Origin of the sequence: Solirubrobacter soli DSM 22325 (genome assembly GCF_000423665.1) — a bacterium.
In the GTDB taxonomy this organism is placed as follows: domain Bacteria; phylum Actinomycetota; class Thermoleophilia; order Solirubrobacterales; family Solirubrobacteraceae; genus Solirubrobacter; species Solirubrobacter soli.
In genome coordinates, this window is sequence record NZ_AUIK01000030.1 from 83,903 (window position 1) to 100,799 (window position 16,897).

A 16,897-nucleotide genomic window follows, 5' to 3' on the forward strand; every position below is an offset into this window, starting at 1 on the left:
AACCCGCGCGAGTGTCTGTCGTCCGCAAACACGCAGGCCGGTGCGCGTTTCCGCGGTTTTCCGCGTGTTTGCCCCCGCAGGAGGATCATGCGAGTTCGTCGCCGGCTAGGGGGCGCAGCGCGCGTAGGCGGCGAGGATGCCGTGGCGCGCGATCGGGACGAACCCCTCTGACGGCACGTTCACCGAGGGGGACGTCCCCGCCGCGAGGCCGTAGCGCTTGAGCGCCTTCTGGCCGAGCGCGAAGACCTCCACCCCTGTCGCGCGACGAGCCGCGGAGCGGGCGCCGATCGAGGCATCCTCGAGGTGCCACTTGGCGTCGGGGACGAGGCGGTAGGTCGGGAAGGTGAGCGTGCCGCAGCGCAGGCCCTGCCGGACCGCGGGGTCGTCGAGCGTCGCGATCAGCGAGTCGTGGGTGGCGCGGATGAAGCGCACCTCCTCGCGGACGTTGGTGATCGACGGGGCGAGGATGATCAGGCCGATCGCGCCGACGGCGGTCGCGGCGGCGGAGCCCTGAGCCCAGCGGCGGCGCCACGGGTGGTCGGCCGCGAGCGAGGTGAAGCCGACGAGCGCGTACCCGGCGAACAGGCAGAGCGCGACGGCCGGCACGGTCAGGTAGCGCGGCAGGATCGAGAGGCCGAGGGCACCGGTGCCCACGAACGTGATCACGCCCGCGGCGAACAGCGCGAGCGGGACCCGCACCCGCCGCCAGCCGAGCAGCCGCCAGGCCAGCACGGCCCCGATCGGGGCCAGGACCGCGACGGGCGGCCGGACGGTGGCGCCGACGAACGAGACGAAGGACCCCGGCACGTGCTGGAGCCCCCGCACCCGCCCGAGGTCGTCGGCGAGCTCCGACGTCGCGTGCAGGGAGTGGAGCGGATCGCCCGTCACGATCCAGTCCGTGAGCGCCCAGAAGGCGGGGGCGAAGACGAGCGCGACCGTCGCGACGAGCGGCGGCCGCGCGCGGGGCGCGAGACGGCGGCGCCGCGACGCGGGGGTGGGCGGCGCGGCGGGCCGGGGCGGCCACAGCGTCGCGAGCCACGCCAGGCCCGTCAGCACCCACGCCTCGGGGCGCAGGAGGCCCGCCAGGACGAGCAACGGCCACGGGGAGCGGTCGGTCGCCGCCAGGACGCCCGCCCAGACGACCAGCGCCAGGAACGGCGCGTCGACGTAGCCCCGGGCCGCGTAGAGCAGGAACGACGCGCTCGCCGCGACGAACAGCGCCGCCACGAGGCCCGACCAGCGGCCGAAGACCTCGGCGCCGAGCCGGTACGTCCCGAACACCAGCGCCGCGTGCGACAGCAGGCAGACGAGCACCAGCACGCGGTCCGCGCTCTCCCCGAACACCAGCCCGAGCAGAGCCCCGAGAGCGACGTACAGCGGGTGCTGGGTCGGAGCCGCGTACGCGGTGAACGTCGGCTCCATCCCGTCCAGGAGCTGCCGCCCCCAGACGAGGTGGTAGTAGGAGTCGTAGTTCGGATAGGTGCGGGTGACGGCCCAGACGAGGACGGCGACGGCGACGGCGACCGCCAGCCCCGCGTACTCGACCGGCCGCGCGAAGCGGCTGCCGCTCACGACGACGGTGCCGAGCGCGCCACGACTACCGGCTCGCGGCGGTGGCCGTTGAGCGCCGCCGCCGCGTCCTCGCCCTGCTGCTGGGGCTTCCCCGGCGGGAACGCGAGCGCCGTGCCGAGGGCGAGCAGCGTCCAGGTCACCGGGTCCTCGAGGAAGGCGGCGTAGAGCCACGTGTGCAGCACGAGCGCGGCGAAGGCGGCCGCGATCGCCGCCCGCACGGGGGAGCCGCGGGCGCCGCGCAGCAGCCGGATGAAGGCGAGGACCAGCAGCGCGACGTAGGCCGCGAAGCCGACGATGCCCTGCTCGGCCGCGACCGTGATCGGGATCGTGTGCGAGGCCGCCGTGGCCTCACGGCCGGAGCTCTTCTCGTGGGCGCGGTACTCGGCGTTGAAGGCGCCCGAGCCCCAGCCGAGCAGCGGCTTCTCGCGCGCGAGGTCGATGCCGCCGCGCATCAGGTCGAAGCGCCCCGACGTGGCCTTGTCGATCGACCCCGAGTCCCCGAGGTCCAGCCGCAGCGCGCCCGGGAAGGCGACGACGATCACCACGCCCGCGGCGATCGCGGCGACGACCGGCAGCGCGACCACCTTCCCGCCCCAGCGCAGCCACGCGAGCACCGCCAGGCCGAGCAGGAGCGCCGCGAAGCTCGACTGCGACAAGGTCGTGATCAGCCCGCCCCACAGCACCACCAGCGCCGCGATCGTCAACCAGATCGACCGCGTCCGCCGCGTCCAGATCAGCACCGACGCCAGCCCGATCATCACCAGCGCCAGGAAGCGCCCGTAGATGTTCGGGTCGAAGAAGAGGGAGTTGACCCGGAAGTACTCCTCGACCTGATTGGACGCGATCACCTTGGGGTTCAGCAGCAGATGCCGCGTCTGGAACTCCCAGAAGCCGACCCCGGCGAACACCAGCGCCAAGGCGACGAGCGTCCCGCCGCCCCAGGCGAGCGCCCGCGGTGTCCACGGCAGCCCGCGCAGCAGCGCGAACAGCAGCGCGAACGGCACGTAGAAGAACACGACCTGCTCGAACGCCTTCGCCGAGTTGTCGGCGTAGACGCTCTGGACCGCGTAGAGCACGATCCCGCCGAGCAGGACCCACTCCAACGCGCGCGAGCGCTCCGCCGGCTCGCCCGCCCGGCGAGCGCCCAGGCGCGGCACGATCCAGGCCACCGCACCCGCCCCGATCACCACGTAGAGCGGCACGAGCAGGTTGGACGTCGACCCGCCCGACTGGACCGGCACGCGGAACGGCAGCGTCGCCAGCGCCGCCACGCCCATCGCCTCAGGCTTGCGCGCGAACAGCCACGCCAAGGCGCCGAACACGCCCGCCGCGACACCCGCCGCGACGAGCGCCGCCGGCCCGCGATCGCGGACGGACTCGAGCTGCGGCGAGTTCCAGATCTCCCCGACCAGCAGGACCGGCGTGACGACGAGCGCGCCGAGCATCGCCCACGCCCGCCCGCGCACCGTGCGCCCGAGCACCGCGCCGGCCGCCAGCGCGGCGGCCACGACCATGCCCGTGATCAACACCCCGTCCGAGAACGCCGACGTATCGCTCATCGCGCCGACCGGATCGTGGGCTCGACCTTGCGCAGGATGTCGATGATGTTGTGCGTCACCTGCGCCACGTTGCCGTCTGCGAGCTTGCCGGTCCACTCCGGCAGCCCGACGCGGATCACGACGCCCTTGCCGAGCTGCGTCGCGCTCAAAGCAGGACGGATCTCGCGCGGGTCCTTCCCGGACGCGACCGCCGCGGACTCCTCCTCAGGCGTCAAGGGCTGCCCCACCGAGGCCAGGTTCGCCTTGCCCTCGACGAGGTTGGACTCCTCGAGCTCCTTGAAGCCGGCCAGGTCGGTGGCGCCTTCCATCAGCCCGTACTGCTCGTCGCCTTCGAACTGCGAGAGCGTCACCGGCGCCAGGAGGGTGCGCGGCTTGCCGAAGCGCGCGCCGAAGGGATCGGTGGCCGTCGGCTGCGTCGCCCGCGAAAGCGTCCCCGCCTCGCCGTCGGTGTAGACACGCAGGCGCACGCCGCGGCGCATCGAGTCCGCCCCGAACATCGCGACCCGCCCGCCGGAGTTCACGTAGCTGCGCAGCCGCTTGGCCAGCGGGCGGGTGATCCAGTGCTCGGACCCGGCGAACAGCACGCCGGTGCGGTCGGACGCACGCGGGTTGCGGGTGAGGTCGAGGTCGAGGTCGCTCGTGAGGTCGTAGCGGATCTTCTGGCGGTCGAGCCAGACCAGCAGCGGCGCGAGCTCCGACCAGCCGGCGGGGAGCCCGTCGGTCCCGGCGAACGCGCGCGGCCAGCGCACCGTGCCGCCGTCGGTCAACGTGTTCGGGAGGCCGTCGAACGGACGGTCGTCGACCTTGTCGGTCCCGAGCCAGCTGATCGTGGGCACGACGAGCAGGATGCTCGATCGCTTCTCCGCTTGGACGAGGAACGGAACGGCGGTGTGCCAACGTCCGGAGCGCAACTCGAGCAGGTAGACCCCGGACGGGCCCTGCGGCGCGCGGAACGCGAGCACCGCCGCGGTCTCCGTGCCGCGCTTACGGACCGCGGAGTCCCCCACGCGGCGGACACGCCAGCGGTACTGGGCGCCGCGCGCGTCGACGTGGAACTCGACCCGCTGGCCCGCGGTGACCGGCCGCAGCGGCGGCTGCGCGGCCAACCCGCGCACCGTCAGGCCCGGACGCCCCGGAATCGCCCCGACCTCGAACTCGGCCGGCGTGATCCCCCGGTTGCCCGCCTTGTCGCGGACCTCGGACTGGACGAGGTACGTGCCCGGCGGCAGCGGCTTGCCCTCGACCAGGCCCTCCCACGTCAGGCGGTGCAGGCCCGCCGCCAGGTTCGGCAACGTCGCGACCTGGCGCGGCTTGCCCTCGTCGGTCCTGAACAGCTTGAACCTCGTGGCGAGGGTCGGCGAGACGCCCTTGATGTAGATCTTGATCGCGCGATCGCCCTGGGAGACGATGTTCCCGACGTTCTTGGTGTCCGAGCACGGCGTGCCCACGCACACCTGGGACGTCGGCGCGCGCGTGTCCACCGTCGTCGTCTTCTGCACGGTGGCGGAGCGGTTCTCCTTGCGCAGCGCGACCCGCAGCCGGTACTGGCCGTCCGGGACGACGCGGCCGTCGTCGCCCGTCCCGTCCCACACCAGCCGCAGCGGGCGGTGGGCGACCATCGGCGTGCTGTCGGCCAGCCGCTTGACCCGGTCGCCGTCGAGGTTGACGACGTCGATCGTGGCGTCGTCGCTCACCCGCAGCCTGAGCGAGATCCGGTTGACGTCCTTCTTGCCGTCGCCGTTGGGCGAGAAGTACAGCGTGATCGCCCGGACCTCGATCACCGGAGGCGTGCTCTTGAGCCGCTGTGCGACGAAGAAGGCCGAGAACGAGGCCCCCACCAGCACCAGGAAGGCCACCCTGGCGACGATGGTCATGACACCCGTCCGTTAATTCGTTTTGTCGTTGCCGACGATGACGACCACGTTCCACTTCTTCGGCGAGTTGGCGATCAACTGCTGAGTGGCGTCGTCGAGCTGCTGGACGGCGGAGATGCCGAGGGTGTCGGCGACCTGCGCCGCGACCGTCTTGGAGCCCCGGCGGTACATGACCACCGAGCTCTGGCGCGGCTGGTCGGGCGGGGCGTTGTCGGCCGCGAGGTTGTCCTGCGGGTAGCCCTCCTGCCGCAGCAGCTCCGTCTGCTGCTTCGCGAGGCCCTCGATCCCGGTGCCGTTGTAGACCGCGATCAACGCGGTGTCCTTGGTCGGGGCGGGCGTCTGCTTGGCCGGCGCCTCGGTCGCGTCCGGCGCGGGCGTGGACGTGGTCTCGACCTTGGGCGTGTTGTTGGCGGCCGTCTTCGGCTCGTCGCCGCCGCGCAGGACGAAGAAGAAGAGCACGGCGCCGATCGCGATGACGCCCACGATCGCCGTCAGGATCACGGCGAGCATCCCGGAGCCTTCGCGCTCGGGCGGCGGCGCGACCGGACGGCGGGCGGCGCTCGCGCGGCGCGGCGGAAGCGGGGGCGGCGGCGGGACGTCGGCACGGCGCGCGGCGGGCGTCACCGGCGCGGGAACCGCCCGCGTGTGGCCGTTCCCGCCGTTGAGCGCCTGCGCGGGCTGCGCCACCTGCGTCTCGGGCTCGGCGACGGCCGCGGCGACCGGCTCAGGATGCGCCTTCGGCTCATGCGGCTCGTGGACGCCCGCGGCGCGCGCGAACGCCAGCGCCGCGACCTCCTCGGGCTTGAGCTTGACCACGCCGTTGGTGGCGGCGACGGAGGGCGAGAGCGGCTGCGCGACCACCGGCTGCGGCGCGGGGACGGGCGTCACCGGCGCGCGACGCACCTCCTGGGCGTGCTCGGCCACCGCGAGCTCCAGCTCGGCCGCGCGCTCGGGCGCACGCCCCGCCCATTCGCGCAGGCGTTTGACTTCGCGCGCCTGGGCGAAGTACAGCAGGGAGAGAATGGCCAGACCGAAGAAGGCGGCGATACCTATGTACGCGCCGTACTTCTCGACCTGGTCCTGGAGCGAGAACGCGATCAGCACCATGGAGCCGAGCAGGAGAGTCTAGGAGGCCGGATGAGCCGGCGACTCACCGGTTGCTTCGACAACATCGGTACGACCCCCTGCAAGCTCGCCCACGGCGGCCGCCAGGCCGGCGGCGTCGCCCTCGGCGACGAGCAGCGCGACCTTGTCGAAGACGTACTCCACCCACGCCGGGTCGACTGCCGGGCGGGCGGCTCTGAGGATCTTCTTCGCCTCGGTCGTCGCGGGCCGCTCGTACGGGTTGAACAGCTGCTCGTGCAGCTTCTCGCCGGGGCGGGCGCCGATGATCTCGATCGCGATGTCGCGGTCGGGCTCGAGGCCGGAGAAGCGGATCATGTCCTGCGCCAGCCCGTAGATGCTCACGGGGTCGCCCATCTCGAGCGCGTAGACCTCGCCGCCCTTGGCGAGGTGGCCCGAGCGGATCACGAGCTGGACCGCCTCCGGGATCGTCATGAAGAAGCGCGTCATCTGCGGGTCGGTCACCGTCACGGGACCGCCCTGGCGGATCTGGCGGCGGAAGATCGGCACGACCGAGCCCGAGGAGCCGAGGACGTTGCCGAAGCGCACCGCGGAGAACGCCGTGTGCTCGAACCGCGCGTTGGCGGCCTCGACCGCCCACTCCGCGAGCGCCTTGGACGCGCCCATGACCGTCGCCGGCGCGACCGCCTTGTCGGTGGAGACGAGGACGAACGTGGCGACGCCGTACTCGCCCGCGAGCTCGGTCAGCGCCCGGGTCGCGAGCGCGTTGTTGCGCACCGCCTCGACCGGGTTGTCCTGCATCAGCCCCACGTGCTTGTAGGCGGCGGCGTGGAAGACGACCTCCGGGCGGTGCTCGGCGAAGATCTCGCCGATCCGCTCGGTGTCCTTGACGTCGGCCAGGACCGCGACGGTGAAGCCGATGTGGCGCTCGCCGACGAGCTCGCGCTCGATCTCGAACAGGTTCGCCTCGCCGTTGTCGAGCAGGACGAGCTTGCTCGGGTTCACGCGGGCGATCTGGCGGCAGAGCTCGGAACCGATCGATCCGCCCGCGCCCGTCACGAGCACGCACCGGCCGGTCAGGTAGCCGCCGACGAGCTCGATCTCCATCCGCACCGGCTCGCGGCCCAGCACGTCCTCGATCTGCACGTCGCGCAGCTGGCGGGTGAGCGTGCCGCCGTTCTGCAGCAGCTCGAAGACGGTCGGCATCGTGCGCACGGTGATGTTGCGGGCGCGGCAGGCGCTGACGACCTTGGCGCGCAGCGTGCCGGGCGCCGACGGGATCGCGATCAGGACCTCGTCCGGTTCGACGTCCTCGAGGACCTCGTCCAGCTCGTCGGTCGTGCCGAGCACGATGCCCTTCTTGGCCGGGTCGTCGTCGATGAAGCCGACCGGCCGGTAGCCGAGCTCCGGGCTCTTGCGCAGCTCGTGCAGGAGCTCGTGGCCGCCGTCGCCGGCGCCGACGATCAGGACCGAGCGGGCGTCACGCCGGGCCCGGAAGCCGTTGAACGGCTTGCCGTAGGCGAAGTGGACGAGGTAGCGCGTGCCGGTGAGGAACGCGCCCATCAGCAGGCCGAACAGCGTGAGCACGCCGACCGGAACCGAGCGGGCGACGAAGCCGTAGGAGCCCGTGTTGATCAGCTGCGGCTGGACGACCGCCACGTAGCCGATGAGCGCCAGCACCGCGAGGACCACGCCCTGCGCGATCTTGAAGTACTCGCGCTGCGACGAGTAGCGCATCCAATGCCGGTACATCCCGACGAGCACGAAGCAGGCCAGGGAGCCGACGATGGCGAACGCCAGCGTCCGCCAGAACAGGTCCATGTACCAGGTCGGGATGCCCTCGTCGAACCTCAGCCGATAGGCGAGGTAGTAGGCGAGTGCGACCAGCCCGGCATCCATCGCCAGCTGCGGAAGCGCGTGACGGTGGATCGGAAAGGCTGCGCTGCGGAGCCGCCGGCGCATCCGGGGCAGTGTATTGGGCCGTGCGGCGCGAAGACCCGCTCCTAACCCACCTTCACCCGCCATACACTCATTCGCCGATGGCCGACGACGGCGGGCGCGCGGTGATCTTCGACCTCGACGACACGCTCTACCGGGAGCACGACTACGTGCGCTCGGGCTTCGCCGCCGTCGCCCGCCGGCTCGCCGCCGAGCCCACCGCGCCGGCGGTCGACGACCTCTTCAACGCGCTGGTTTGCGAGTGGCAGGCGCATGGACGCGGGCACGTCTTCGACGTCGTGGCCGCCCGCCACGGCCTCGACGTCGGTGTCGCCGAGCTGGTCGCGGTCTACCGCGAGCACGATCCGCAGCTCGAGCTCTACCCCGACGCGGAGCGGGCGCTGGCCCGCCTGGAGGCCGCCGGGAGGCTGGTCGGGGTTCTTACCGACGGGATGGCCTCGGTACAGCGGCGCAAGCTGAAGGCGCTCGGGCTCGACCAGCGCATACGCTGCATCGTCGTGTCCGACGACTACGGCCTTGACGCCTGGAAGCCGAGCGCGGTGCCCTACCGCGCCGCGCTCGAGCACCTCGGGGTGGCGCCCGCCGACGCGGTGTACGTGGGTGACAACCCCAACAAGGACTTCATCGGTGCGCGCGCCCTCGGGCTCGCGACCGTGCGCGTCAAGCGCGAGACCGGCGATCACGCCCAGACGGTGCTCGATCCTTCCTACGAGGCCGACGTGACCGTCGCGACGCTCGACGAGGTCTTCGTATGAGCTACGCCGTGCGAAGGATCGCCCGCGAGGACATGGAGGCGATCCGCGTCTGGCGCAACGCCCAGATGCCGGTGCTGCGCCAGGCCGAGGAGATCTCGCCCGAGCAGCAGCAGCGCTACTTCGAGCAGGCGATCGAGCCGACGTTCTCCCAGCAGGAGCCGCGCCAGGTGCTGGTCACGCTGCTCGAGGACGACGAGCCCATCGGCTACGGCGGGTTGACCAACCTCGACTGGAGCAAGGGCGAGGGCGAGCTGTCGTTCCTGGTCGCTCCCGAGCGCGCCGGCGACCCCGAGACCTACGAGCGCGACTTCCGCGCGTTCCTGGCGCTGGTCGTCGACGGCGTCGCCCTGACGGACCTCGGGCTGCGCCGCGTGTTCACCGAGACCTACGACATCCGCCCGCACCACGTGGCGATCCTCGAGGGCTTCGGCTTCGCCCGCGAGGGCCGGCTCGAGGCCCGGACCACGATCGACGGCCGCGACGTCGACAGCCTCATGCACGGGTATGTGGGCCGGTAAGCGCGTCTTGATCACCGGCGGCGCCGGCGTGATCGGCACCGCCCTGGTCGCGAAGCTGCTCGAGCAGGGAGCCGAGCTGTGGGTCGGCGACCTCAAGCCGCGCCCGCGGCACTGGGACGCGGGGATCCGCTACCGCCGCGGCGACCTGAACTCGCTGACCGCCGCCGAGCTGGCCGCGTTCGCGCCCGAGGTCGTCTTCCACCTCGCGGCGACCTTCGAGCGCACGGTCGAGACCTACGACTTCTTCGAGCCGACCTCGCGCCACAACGTCCGGCTCTCGAACCACCTTGTGAGCCTGCTCAAGGACCGCCCGGACGTCCGCAAGGTCGTGTTCGCGTCGAGCTACCTGGCCTACGACAGCGCCCGGTACGTCTTCGCGGAGTCGCCGGAGGAGCCCGTGCGGCTGCGCGAGGACGACGCGATCGCGCCCCGCAACGTCTGCGGCGCGGCGAAGCTCCTGCACGAGGTCGAGCTCGAGTTCTTCCAGGGCTTCCGGCCCGAGGTGCCCGGGTTCGACGCCGTCTCGGCACGGATCTTCCGCGTCTACGGCCGCGGCTCGCGCGACGTCGTCTCGCGCTGGGTGCGCGCGGCGCTCGCGGGCGAGCCGATCGAGGTCTACCGCCCGGACGGCATGTTCGACTACGTGCTGGCCGACGACGTCGCCGAGGGCCTGATGCGGCTCGCCGCGTCGGATGCGACCGGCGTGGTCAACCTCGCGACCGGCCAGGCGCGGCGCGTGGCCGAGGTTGTCGAGGTGCTCAAGGCGAACATCCCTGAGCTGGTGGCGACCGTCGGCGAGACGCCGGAGGGCCTGGGCGCGGAGGCCTCCGCCGCCGACACGACCCGTCTGCGCGAGCTGATCGGCTGGGCGCCGACGCATCGCATCGAGGACGGCATCCCGCTGCTGATCGAGCATGAGCGCCACGCCGCGCCGGAGGTCGAGGAGGCGATCCGCGCCGGCGTGCTCGTGACGAGCTCGGCGGCGAAGGTCCCGCTCCTGCAGTCCGTCCGCGCCGCGCTGGAGGACGTTGCGCCGCCCGGCGCCGAGCTGCACGCCGGCGACCTCGACGAGCGCGCGATCACGCGCTGGTTCGCCGACGGCTTCTGGGCGATGCCGCGGATCGCCGACCTCGACGCCGCCCAGATCGAGATCTATTGCCGCACGCACGGGATCGGCCTGATCGTCCCGACGCGCGACGGCGAGCTGGCGTTCTGGGCGCGCCAGCGGCTCGACGGCGTCAGCGTGCTCGTGTCGAGCCCGGAGGCGATCGACGTCTGCCTCGACAAGCTGGCCTTCGCGGAGGCGGTCCCGGAGGCGATCCCCGCTTCGCTGGACCTGGCCGCGCTCGACGGCGAGCGCTTCGTCGTCAAGGAGCGCTTCGGGGCGGGAGCGGCGAACATCGGGCTCGACCTGGACCGTGAAGCCGCCCAGGCGCACGCCGCGACGCTCGACGCGCCGGTCTTCCAGCCGTTCGTGACCGGCACCGAGTACAGCGTCGACCTCTACGTCGCGCGCACCGGCGCGGTGCAGGGGGCGGTCGCGCGGCGCCGCGAGCTGGTCAAGGGCGGCGAGTCGCAGGTGACGGTGACGGTCGAGGCGCCCGAGCTCGAGGCGCTGTGCGCGCGGATCGCGACCGACCTCGGCGTCCGCGGTCCCGCCGTCCTGCAGGTGCTCGACGACGGCGAGCGGCTGCACGTGATCGAGTGCAACCCGCGCTTCGGCGGGGCGTCGACGCTGGGGATCGCCGCCGGCCTCGAGCCGTTCGCGTGGGCGTGGCTGGAGGCGGCGGGGGAGTCGCTCGAGAGCCGCCCGTTCCGGCGCCGCCCCGGCGAGCACCGGCAGGTCCGCTACGCCGCCGACCTGGTGCTGCCGGCATGAGGATCGGGCGCCACGAGGTCGGGCCCGAGCACCCGCCCTTGATCATCGCTGAGCTGTCGGCCAACCACAACGGCTCGCTCGAGCGCGCGCTCGCCGTGGTCGACGCGGTCGCCGAGGCGGGCGCGCAGGTGCTCAAGCTCCAGACCTACACGGCGGACACGATCACGCTCGACTCCGACCGGCCCGAGTTCCTGATCGACAACCCGAAGAGCCCGTGGGCGGGGCGGCGGCTGTACGAGCTCTACCAGGAGGGCTCGACGCCGTGGGAGTGGCACGCGCCGATCGCGCAGCGCTGCGCCGAGCTGGGTCTCGAGTGGTTCAGCAGCCCGTTCGACCCGACCGCGGTCGACTTCCTCGCCGACCTCGGCGCGCCCGCGTACAAGATCGCGTCGTTCGAGATCGTCGACCTCCCGCTGATCCGCAAGGCCGCGAGCCAGGGCAAGCCGCTGGTGATCTCGACCGGGATGGCGACGCTGGCGGAGATCGACGCCGCCGTGCGGACCGCCCGCGAGGCGGGAACGGGCGAGATCGTCCTGCTGCAGTGCACGAGCACCTACCCGGCGACCCCGGCCAACTCGAACCTGCGCACGATCCCGCACCTCGCCCAGGCGTTCGGCTGCCTCGTCGGCCTCTCAGACCACACACTCGGGCTCGGCGTGCCGATCGCCGCGGTCGCGCTGGGCGCGGTCGTGATCGAGAAGCACGTCACGCTGGCGCGCAGCGACGGCGGCGTCGACGCCGCCTTCTCGCTCGAGCCGGACGAGCTGCGCGCGCTGGTCGTGGAGACCGAGCGGGCGCGGCAATCGCTCGGCGAGGCGCGCTACGGGCCGCTGCCGGAGGAGGCCGCGAGCCTCGCGCACCGCCGCTCGCTGTACATCACGCAGGACCTCGAGGCGGGCGACGAGCTGACGAGCGAGAACCTGCGCTCCGTGCGCCCCGCGAACGGCCTCCCGCCGGCGGAGCTGGACGCGCTGCTCGGCCAGCGGGTGGGGCGCGACGTGGCGCGCGGCACCCCCGCGAGCTGGGACCTGCTCACTCCCCCCAGATGAGGAACGACGGCTCGGCGTCGATCGGCAGCCGCTGCAGCCGGACGTTGCTCAGCCCGAGCGCCTCGCGCAGCGCCACCGTCTCGCCGGGGAAGTGGGCCGGGCCGATCTCGTCGAACCCGAGCACCGCGCCCTTGACGAAGCGGTCGCGCAGCGCCTCCAGGGCGGCGAGCGTCGGCTCGTAGAGGTCCATGTCGAAGTAGGCGAAGGCGACGACGGTCTCCGGGTGCTCGTCGAGGTAGGCCGGGAGCGTCTGGGAGACGTCGCCCTTGACGAGGTCGAACTTGTTCATGTGGCTCAGCGGGCTCTCGCGCTCGCGGTTGGCCAGGAGCTCCCGGAGGTAGTGCTCGTAGCCCTCGCTGACGCCGTAGTTGCCCGTCTCGATGATCTCGTGCGCCCCGTCTGCCGCGTGGACGGACGGGAAGCCCTCGAAGGTGTCGAAGCCGATGATCTTGCGCGTGTGGTTGTACGGCTCGTAGATCCCGCGCAGCGACTGCAGCAGCGCGAGGTCCTGCCCCCAGCGCACGCCGAACTCCATGACGACGCCGTGGACGCCCACGATGCGCTTGTAGACCTCATGGAAGAACAGCATCCGCGCCAGCGTCTGGCGGCTCGTGTGCAGCCCGAGGTTCTGCAGGCGCTCGGCGTCGGGGATCGGGCTGGCCTTGAAGAGCTCGAGGGCGCGCCCGCGGACGTCGACGTCCTGCTCTGACGCGGCGACCAGCGTGCGGAAGGGCTCGTTCGACATGGGCTAACTCTGCACGAACAGGTCGGTGAACACGGCGGGGTCGCGGCGGATGCGCGGCGCGGAAGCGGCGGTGCGGCGCTCGAACACGATCTCGTCGGCGCTCGTCAGCCGCTGCATGCGACCGTCAGCGATCAGACGCTCGTCGACCGCGCCGAGGCGGCCTTCGAACGTCGTCCAGACGGGCGTGCCGAGCGCGACCGCCTCGCGGTTCATCGTGCCGCCGGCGCTGATCACGAGGTCGGCGAACGCGATCAGCGACTGCGCGTCGATCGCCCGCTCGGGGACGATGAATCCGCCCTCGCGGGCGAGCTCTTCGCGCTGCTCGGGCGTGCGCGGGAGCACGACGACCTGCTCGCCCTTGAGCTTGTCCAGGACCGCGGTGAAGACCGGTGCCTCGAAGCGGTGATAGAGCGAGACCGCGGGCGGGGTGCGCACGACCGCCAGCGGGCGTTCGCGGGAGAGCCCGAGCTCGGCGAGCACCGCCTGGTCGGGCTCGAAGTCCGCCAGGTAGTACTCCTCCTTGAGGCCCTCGTAGGGCCGCAGCTTCTCCGGCGTCATGCCGTACGGCGCGACGCGTTCGGCCGGGATCACGTCCGGCAGCACGACGCGGGTGGCGAGGTGGCCGTTGATCGTGTGCTGGACGCGCGCGAACTCGTAGTCGAACGCGGTCGCGGACGGGATCCGCAGCAGCTTGGCCGCGACCGAGATGTCGTTGGAGCCGTGGCCGAGCGCGACGTCGATCCTGCGCCCGCTCGCCCAGCGCACGAGCGCGCCGGAGCGCTGCGCGAGCCCGACGCCCTTGGCCGACAGGCGGCCGCCGCGGTGGTGGCCGATCGCGGTGTGGTCGATCCGGAAGCGCTCGAGCAGCCCGAGCGTCTGCGCGAAATCGCGCGCCGTGACGAGCACGTCGTCGCCGCGGGCGCGCAGGACGTCGATGACGGGCCGCATGACGAGGACGTGCGGCGAGTTGGTGAGGTCGATCCAGACGCGCAAGCCGCGGAGGTTAGTTAGGACAAGTTTTCCGGCGCGACGACGTTCGTGCCGATATGCGCAACACCCTTCTCGCCGCCCTCGCCGTCGCCGCGTCCCTCGCCTGGGTCTCGACCGCGTCCGCCTGGGCTCCGGCCTCCTCCGCCACGGTGCATCCGGGCGTCATGACGTACACCGACGGTGCTCAGTGCACCGCGAACTTCATCTTCACCGATGCCGCCGGCACGGTCTACATCGGCCAGGCCGCCCACTGCTCGGGCACGGGCGGACAGACCGACACCGACGGCTGTCAGACCCAGAGCCTGCCCAACGGCACGCCGGTCGAGGTGACAGGCGCGTCCAAGCCCGGCACGCTCGTCTACAACAGCTGGACGGCGATGCAGTCCGCGGGCGAGACCGACGCGGACACCTGCGCCTACAACGACATCGGGCTGATCCGGCTCGATCCCGCCGACTACGGCAAGGTCAACCCGTCGGTGCCGACGCTCGGCGGCCCGACCGCGCTCGGCGACACGACCGCGACCGGCGACACCGTCTACTCGTACGGCAACTCCTCGCTGCGCCAGGGCGTCACGCTGCTCTCGCCGAAGATCGGCAAGAGCCTCGGCGCGCAGGGCGGCGGCTGGACGCACCTCGTCTACACCGTCTCGCCCGGCATCCCGGGCGACTCGGGCTCGGGCTTCATGGACGACCAGGGCAACGCGTTCGGCGTGCTCTCGACGCTTCAGCTCGCGCCCGTGGTGGGCTCAAACGGCGTCTCGGACCTGCGCAAGATGCTCCAGTACATGCGCACCCACGGCGGTCCTGACGTGACGCTCGCCGCGGGTACCGAGCCGTTCACCGGCTCGATCATCGGTTGAGCGGAGGGTTGCAGGCTTGACGGGCTCGCGGCGCGGGAAATATCTTCTTGTCCAGCGCCGCGTGCGCCTGTCCCCGAGCCATGTTCACCTCCCAGTCCCTGCGTGCCGTAGCGAAGCCGGGCTCGCTGGTCTTTCGCGAGCATCGGCTTGACGACGTGGTGCACCAGATCGACGTCTCGGGCGCGTTGAACGAGAGCGGGCAGCTGCGGCGCCGCGTGGAGTCCGCGCTGGACGGCGGGGTGCGCTGGCTGATCCTCGACCTGTCCGAGGCCTTCGACCTCACCGATCCCGTGCTGGACGCGCTGGTCGAGGTCGCCGCGGCGCTGCGGGCGCGCAAGGGCGAGCTGATCGTCGCGGGCGCGACGCAGTCGGTCGCGCAGCGGCTGAGCACCTATGACGTGGCGCACCGTCCCGCGGTCGCGGCCACCGTCGACCAAGCCGTGATGATCCTCAAGATGCTGCGGCCCAAGACCGACATCCGCCGCCCGCCCCAGCGGGCCAAGCAGCGGATCTCGTCCCTAACACTTCCCCGCATCGAGCCCCAGCCCTAAGGGGTGCCCTCGCGGCGGACGCTCCGACACGTTCTCCGCCGTGAGGGCGGGCCCCGTCTCCTTAATCGCTACCTTGGAGCGTCGTGGTTTTCGGATCCATCACGGACCCGCTGGTCCAGTTCGCCGTCGACGTGATCGACAAGATGGGCCTCGTCGGCGTCTTCCTGCTCATGGTCGGCGAGAGCGCCTGCCTGCCGATCCCCTCCGAGGGGACGATGCTGTTCGCCGGCTTCAATGTCGCCGAGGGTCACTACTCGCTGCTGACGGTCACCGCCGTCGGCGTGGCGGCGAACGTCGTCGGCTCCTGGATCGCGTACGCGATCGGGTACTTCGGCCGCGTCGACCTGATCGAGAAGCACGGTCGCAAGGTGCTGATCAAGCCGCACCACCTGGAGACGGCCGACCGCTGGTTCCAGCGCCACGGCGACGCCACCGTCTTCTTCTCGCGGATGCTCCCGATCGTCCGCACCTTCATCTCGCTGCCCGCCGGCGTGGCGAAGATGCCGTTCGTCCGCTTCACCGTCTTCACCACCCTCGGCTGCATCCCGTGGGTCTTCCTGATCGCGTTCATCGGCAAGCAGGCCGGCGACCGCTGGGAGGACTGGAAGGAGCACCTGCACTACATCGACTACGCGGTGATCGCGGCGATCGCGATCGGCGTCGTGTGGCTGTTCGTGCGCTACCGCCGGCGGCGGTCGGCGGGCGCCGCCGTCGATGCCGCCTGAGACGGCGCAGGTCGTCGCCCTCGGGCTGATCCAGGGCGCGACCGAGCTGCTGCCGGTCTCGTCGAGCGCCCACATCGCGGCGGTCCCGCAGCTGCTCGGCTGGTCGGTCGCGTCGTGGCCGCCGGAACGCCGCAAGGAGCTCGAGGTCGCGCTGCACGCGGGCGCGCTGCTGGCGCTGGCGCCGGCGCTGTGGCGCGCGCGGCCGGACCTGCGGACGCTCGCGTTGTCGCTGGCGCCGCCGGTGATCGCGGGCTACGCGCTGGAACGGCCGATCGAGGAACGCCTCGGCGGCCCGCGCGGGCTGGCGGCGGGCCTGCTCTTGGGCGCTGCGGCGCTGACCGCCGCCGACGCGCGCGGCGAGAACACGGGGGAGCGCGGCGACCGCGGTCACGTGCCGGCCGGCCACGCGGTCGCGCTCGGGCTCGCGCAGGCCGCGGCGCTCTGGCCTGGGGTGTCGCGGACCGGGGCGACGCTCGCGGCCGCCCGGGCGCTCGGGTACGACCGCGCGGAAGCCTCGCGGCTGTCGTTCGGCGTCGCCGGGCCGGTGCTCGCGGGCGCGACCGCATTGAAGGCGTGGCGCGGACGCAAGGACGCGGACCTCGAGCTCGTCGCGACGGGCACGGCCGCCGCCTTCGCGGGGACGGCCGCCGCACTCAGGCTGATCGGCCTCGAACGGCGTCGGCCGTTCTGGCCCTACGCGGTCGAGCGCGCGCTTCTCGCGGGTGCGGGTCTTCGACCGAACCGGCGCCACCTTTAATCGCCGCGTCAGCGCCGCGAC

15 protein-coding genes are annotated in these 16,897 nt (G+C 72.2%); 8 read left to right on the forward strand and 7 right to left on the reverse strand.

Annotated features, from left to right (window positions below; genetic code table 11):
* Positions 1 to 105 precede the first annotated feature (105 nt).
* Genes G569_RS0124435 through G569_RS51235 form a run of 5 tightly spaced genes read right to left on the reverse strand, consistent with a single transcriptional unit; the run spans position 106 to position 8,050 of the window.
* On the reverse strand, positions 106 to 1,572 hold the full coding sequence (locus G569_RS0124435; RefSeq protein ID WP_028065366.1) for an ArnT family glycosyltransferase: 1,467 nt from the start codon (positions 1,570 to 1,572) through the stop codon (positions 106 to 108).
* Positions 1,569 to 3,131, reverse strand: a complete 1,563-nt coding sequence (locus G569_RS0124440) for an O-antigen ligase family protein (RefSeq protein ID WP_028065367.1) — start codon at positions 3,129 to 3,131, stop codon at positions 1,569 to 1,571. The genes G569_RS0124435 and G569_RS0124440 overlap by 4 nt, the downstream gene beginning before the upstream one ends.
* A complete protein-coding gene (locus G569_RS0124445) occupies positions 3,128 to 5,005 on the reverse strand; it encodes a N,N-dimethylformamidase beta subunit family domain-containing protein (RefSeq protein WP_028065368.1) in 1,878 nt (625 codons plus the stop codon). Before G569_RS0124445 ends, G569_RS0124440 begins: the two co-directional genes overlap by 4 nt.
* A gap of 12 nt (positions 5,006 to 5,017) precedes the next feature.
* A complete protein-coding gene (locus G569_RS0124450) occupies positions 5,018 to 6,112 on the reverse strand; it encodes a LytR C-terminal domain-containing protein (RefSeq protein WP_028065369.1) in 1,095 nt (364 codons plus the stop codon).
* Between the two features lie 18 nt (positions 6,113 to 6,130).
* Positions 6,131 to 8,050: a polysaccharide biosynthesis protein gene (locus G569_RS51235; protein ID WP_053226923.1), complete on the reverse strand. Its 1,920-nt coding sequence runs from the start codon at positions 8,048 to 8,050 to the stop codon at positions 6,131 to 6,133.
* Between the two features lie 77 nt (positions 8,051 to 8,127).
* On the opposite strand from G569_RS51235, the gene G569_RS0124460 reads away from it, so the two are divergent.
* The 4 genes from G569_RS0124460 to pseI are packed head-to-tail and all read left to right on the forward strand — an operon-like array spanning position 8,128 to position 12,248.
* Complete coding sequence (locus G569_RS0124460; RefSeq protein WP_028065370.1) at positions 8,128 to 8,802, forward strand: HAD family hydrolase; 675 nt, start codon at positions 8,128 to 8,130, stop codon at positions 8,800 to 8,802.
* Complete coding sequence (locus G569_RS51240; RefSeq protein WP_053226924.1) at positions 8,799 to 9,320, forward strand: GNAT family N-acetyltransferase; 522 nt, start codon at positions 8,799 to 8,801, stop codon at positions 9,318 to 9,320. Before G569_RS0124460 ends, G569_RS51240 begins: the two co-directional genes overlap by 4 nt.
* Positions 9,307 to 11,199, forward strand: a complete 1,893-nt coding sequence (locus tag G569_RS61445; RefSeq protein WP_053226925.1) for an NAD-dependent epimerase/dehydratase family protein — start codon at positions 9,307 to 9,309, stop codon at positions 11,197 to 11,199. The genes G569_RS51240 and G569_RS61445 overlap by 14 nt, the downstream gene beginning before the upstream one ends.
* Positions 11,196 to 12,248 carry a pseudaminic acid synthase gene (gene pseI / locus G569_RS0124475; protein ID WP_028065372.1) on the forward strand — a complete coding sequence of 351 codons (1,053 nt, stop codon included), beginning with the start codon at positions 11,196 to 11,198 and terminating at the stop codon, positions 12,246 to 12,248. Before G569_RS61445 ends, pseI begins: the two co-directional genes overlap by 4 nt.
* Here the strand turns inward: pseI and G569_RS0124480 are convergent.
* Together G569_RS0124480 and G569_RS0124485 are read right to left on the reverse strand one after the other, a co-directional pair.
* Positions 12,232 to 12,993: a crotonobetainyl-CoA--carnitine CoA-transferase gene (locus G569_RS0124480; RefSeq protein WP_028065373.1), complete on the reverse strand. Its 762-nt coding sequence runs from the start codon at positions 12,991 to 12,993 to the stop codon at positions 12,232 to 12,234. The genes pseI and G569_RS0124480 overlap by 17 nt on opposite strands.
* Positions 12,994 to 12,996: 3 nt before the next feature.
* Positions 12,997 to 13,986 (reverse strand): DUF354 domain-containing protein, encoded by a 990-nt coding sequence (locus G569_RS0124485; RefSeq protein ID WP_028065374.1) that lies wholly within the window; start codon positions 13,984 to 13,986, stop codon positions 12,997 to 12,999.
* 53 nt (positions 13,987 to 14,039) lie between these two features.
* Here G569_RS0124485 and G569_RS51245 point away from each other — a divergent pair, with 53 nt between their 5' ends.
* The 4 genes from G569_RS51245 to G569_RS51255 all read left to right on the forward strand — a co-directional run bounded on the left by G569_RS51245 (position 14,040) and on the right by G569_RS51255 (position 16,876).
* Positions 14,040 to 14,843: a hypothetical protein gene (locus G569_RS51245; protein WP_037498784.1), complete on the forward strand. Its 804-nt coding sequence runs from the start codon at positions 14,040 to 14,042 to the stop codon at positions 14,841 to 14,843.
* Positions 14,844 to 14,998: 155 nt separating this feature from the next.
* On the forward strand, positions 14,999 to 15,394 hold the full coding sequence (locus G569_RS0124495; protein WP_169542231.1) for an STAS domain-containing protein: 396 nt from the start codon (positions 14,999 to 15,001) through the stop codon (positions 15,392 to 15,394).
* An 83-nt stretch (positions 15,395 to 15,477) separates the two neighbouring features.
* The gene (locus G569_RS51250; RefSeq protein ID WP_037498786.1) at positions 15,478 to 16,119 is read left to right on the forward strand and encodes a DedA family protein; all 642 of its coding nucleotides are present in this window, start codon (positions 15,478 to 15,480) and stop codon (positions 16,117 to 16,119) included.
* The gene (locus G569_RS51255; protein WP_053226926.1) at positions 16,109 to 16,876 is read left to right on the forward strand and encodes an undecaprenyl-diphosphate phosphatase; all 768 of its coding nucleotides are present in this window, start codon (positions 16,109 to 16,111) and stop codon (positions 16,874 to 16,876) included. The genes G569_RS51250 and G569_RS51255 overlap by 11 nt, the downstream gene beginning before the upstream one ends.
* Positions 16,877 to 16,897: the final 21 nt, after the last annotated feature.

What these genes read in the sequence shown, in the direction of transcription:
- G569_RS0124440 (WP_028065367.1), bottom strand. Translation starts at nt 3,131, where the DNA reads ATGAGCGATACGTCGGCGTTCTCGGACGGGGTGTTGATCACGGGCATG.
- G569_RS0124445 (WP_028065368.1), bottom strand. Translation starts at nt 5,005, where the DNA reads ATGACCATCGTCGCCAGGGTGGCCTTCCTGGTGCTGGTGGGGGCCTCG.
- G569_RS0124450 (WP_028065369.1), bottom strand. Translation starts at nt 6,112, where the DNA reads ATGGTGCTGATCGCGTTCTCGCTCCAGGACCAGGTCGAGAAGTACGGC.
- G569_RS51235 (WP_053226923.1), bottom strand. Translation starts at nt 8,050, where the DNA reads ATGCGCCGGCGGCTCCGCAGCGCAGCCTTTCCGATCCACCGTCACGCG.
- G569_RS0124460 (WP_028065370.1), top strand. Translation starts at nt 8,128, where the DNA reads ATGGCCGACGACGGCGGGCGCGCGGTGATCTTCGACCTCGACGACACG.
- G569_RS51240 (WP_053226924.1), top strand. Translation starts at nt 8,799, where the DNA reads ATGAGCTACGCCGTGCGAAGGATCGCCCGCGAGGACATGGAGGCGATC.
- G569_RS61445 (WP_053226925.1), top strand. Translation starts at nt 9,307, where the DNA reads ATGTGGGCCGGTAAGCGCGTCTTGATCACCGGCGGCGCCGGCGTGATC.
- pseI (WP_028065372.1), top strand. Translation starts at nt 11,196, where the DNA reads ATGAGGATCGGGCGCCACGAGGTCGGGCCCGAGCACCCGCCCTTGATC.
- G569_RS0124480 (WP_028065373.1), bottom strand. Translation starts at nt 12,993, where the DNA reads ATGTCGAACGAGCCCTTCCGCACGCTGGTCGCCGCGTCAGAGCAGGAC.
- G569_RS51245 (WP_037498784.1), top strand. Translation starts at nt 14,040, where the DNA reads ATGCGCAACACCCTTCTCGCCGCCCTCGCCGTCGCCGCGTCCCTCGCC.
- G569_RS51255 (WP_053226926.1), top strand. Translation starts at nt 16,109, where the DNA reads ATGCCGCCTGAGACGGCGCAGGTCGTCGCCCTCGGGCTGATCCAGGGC.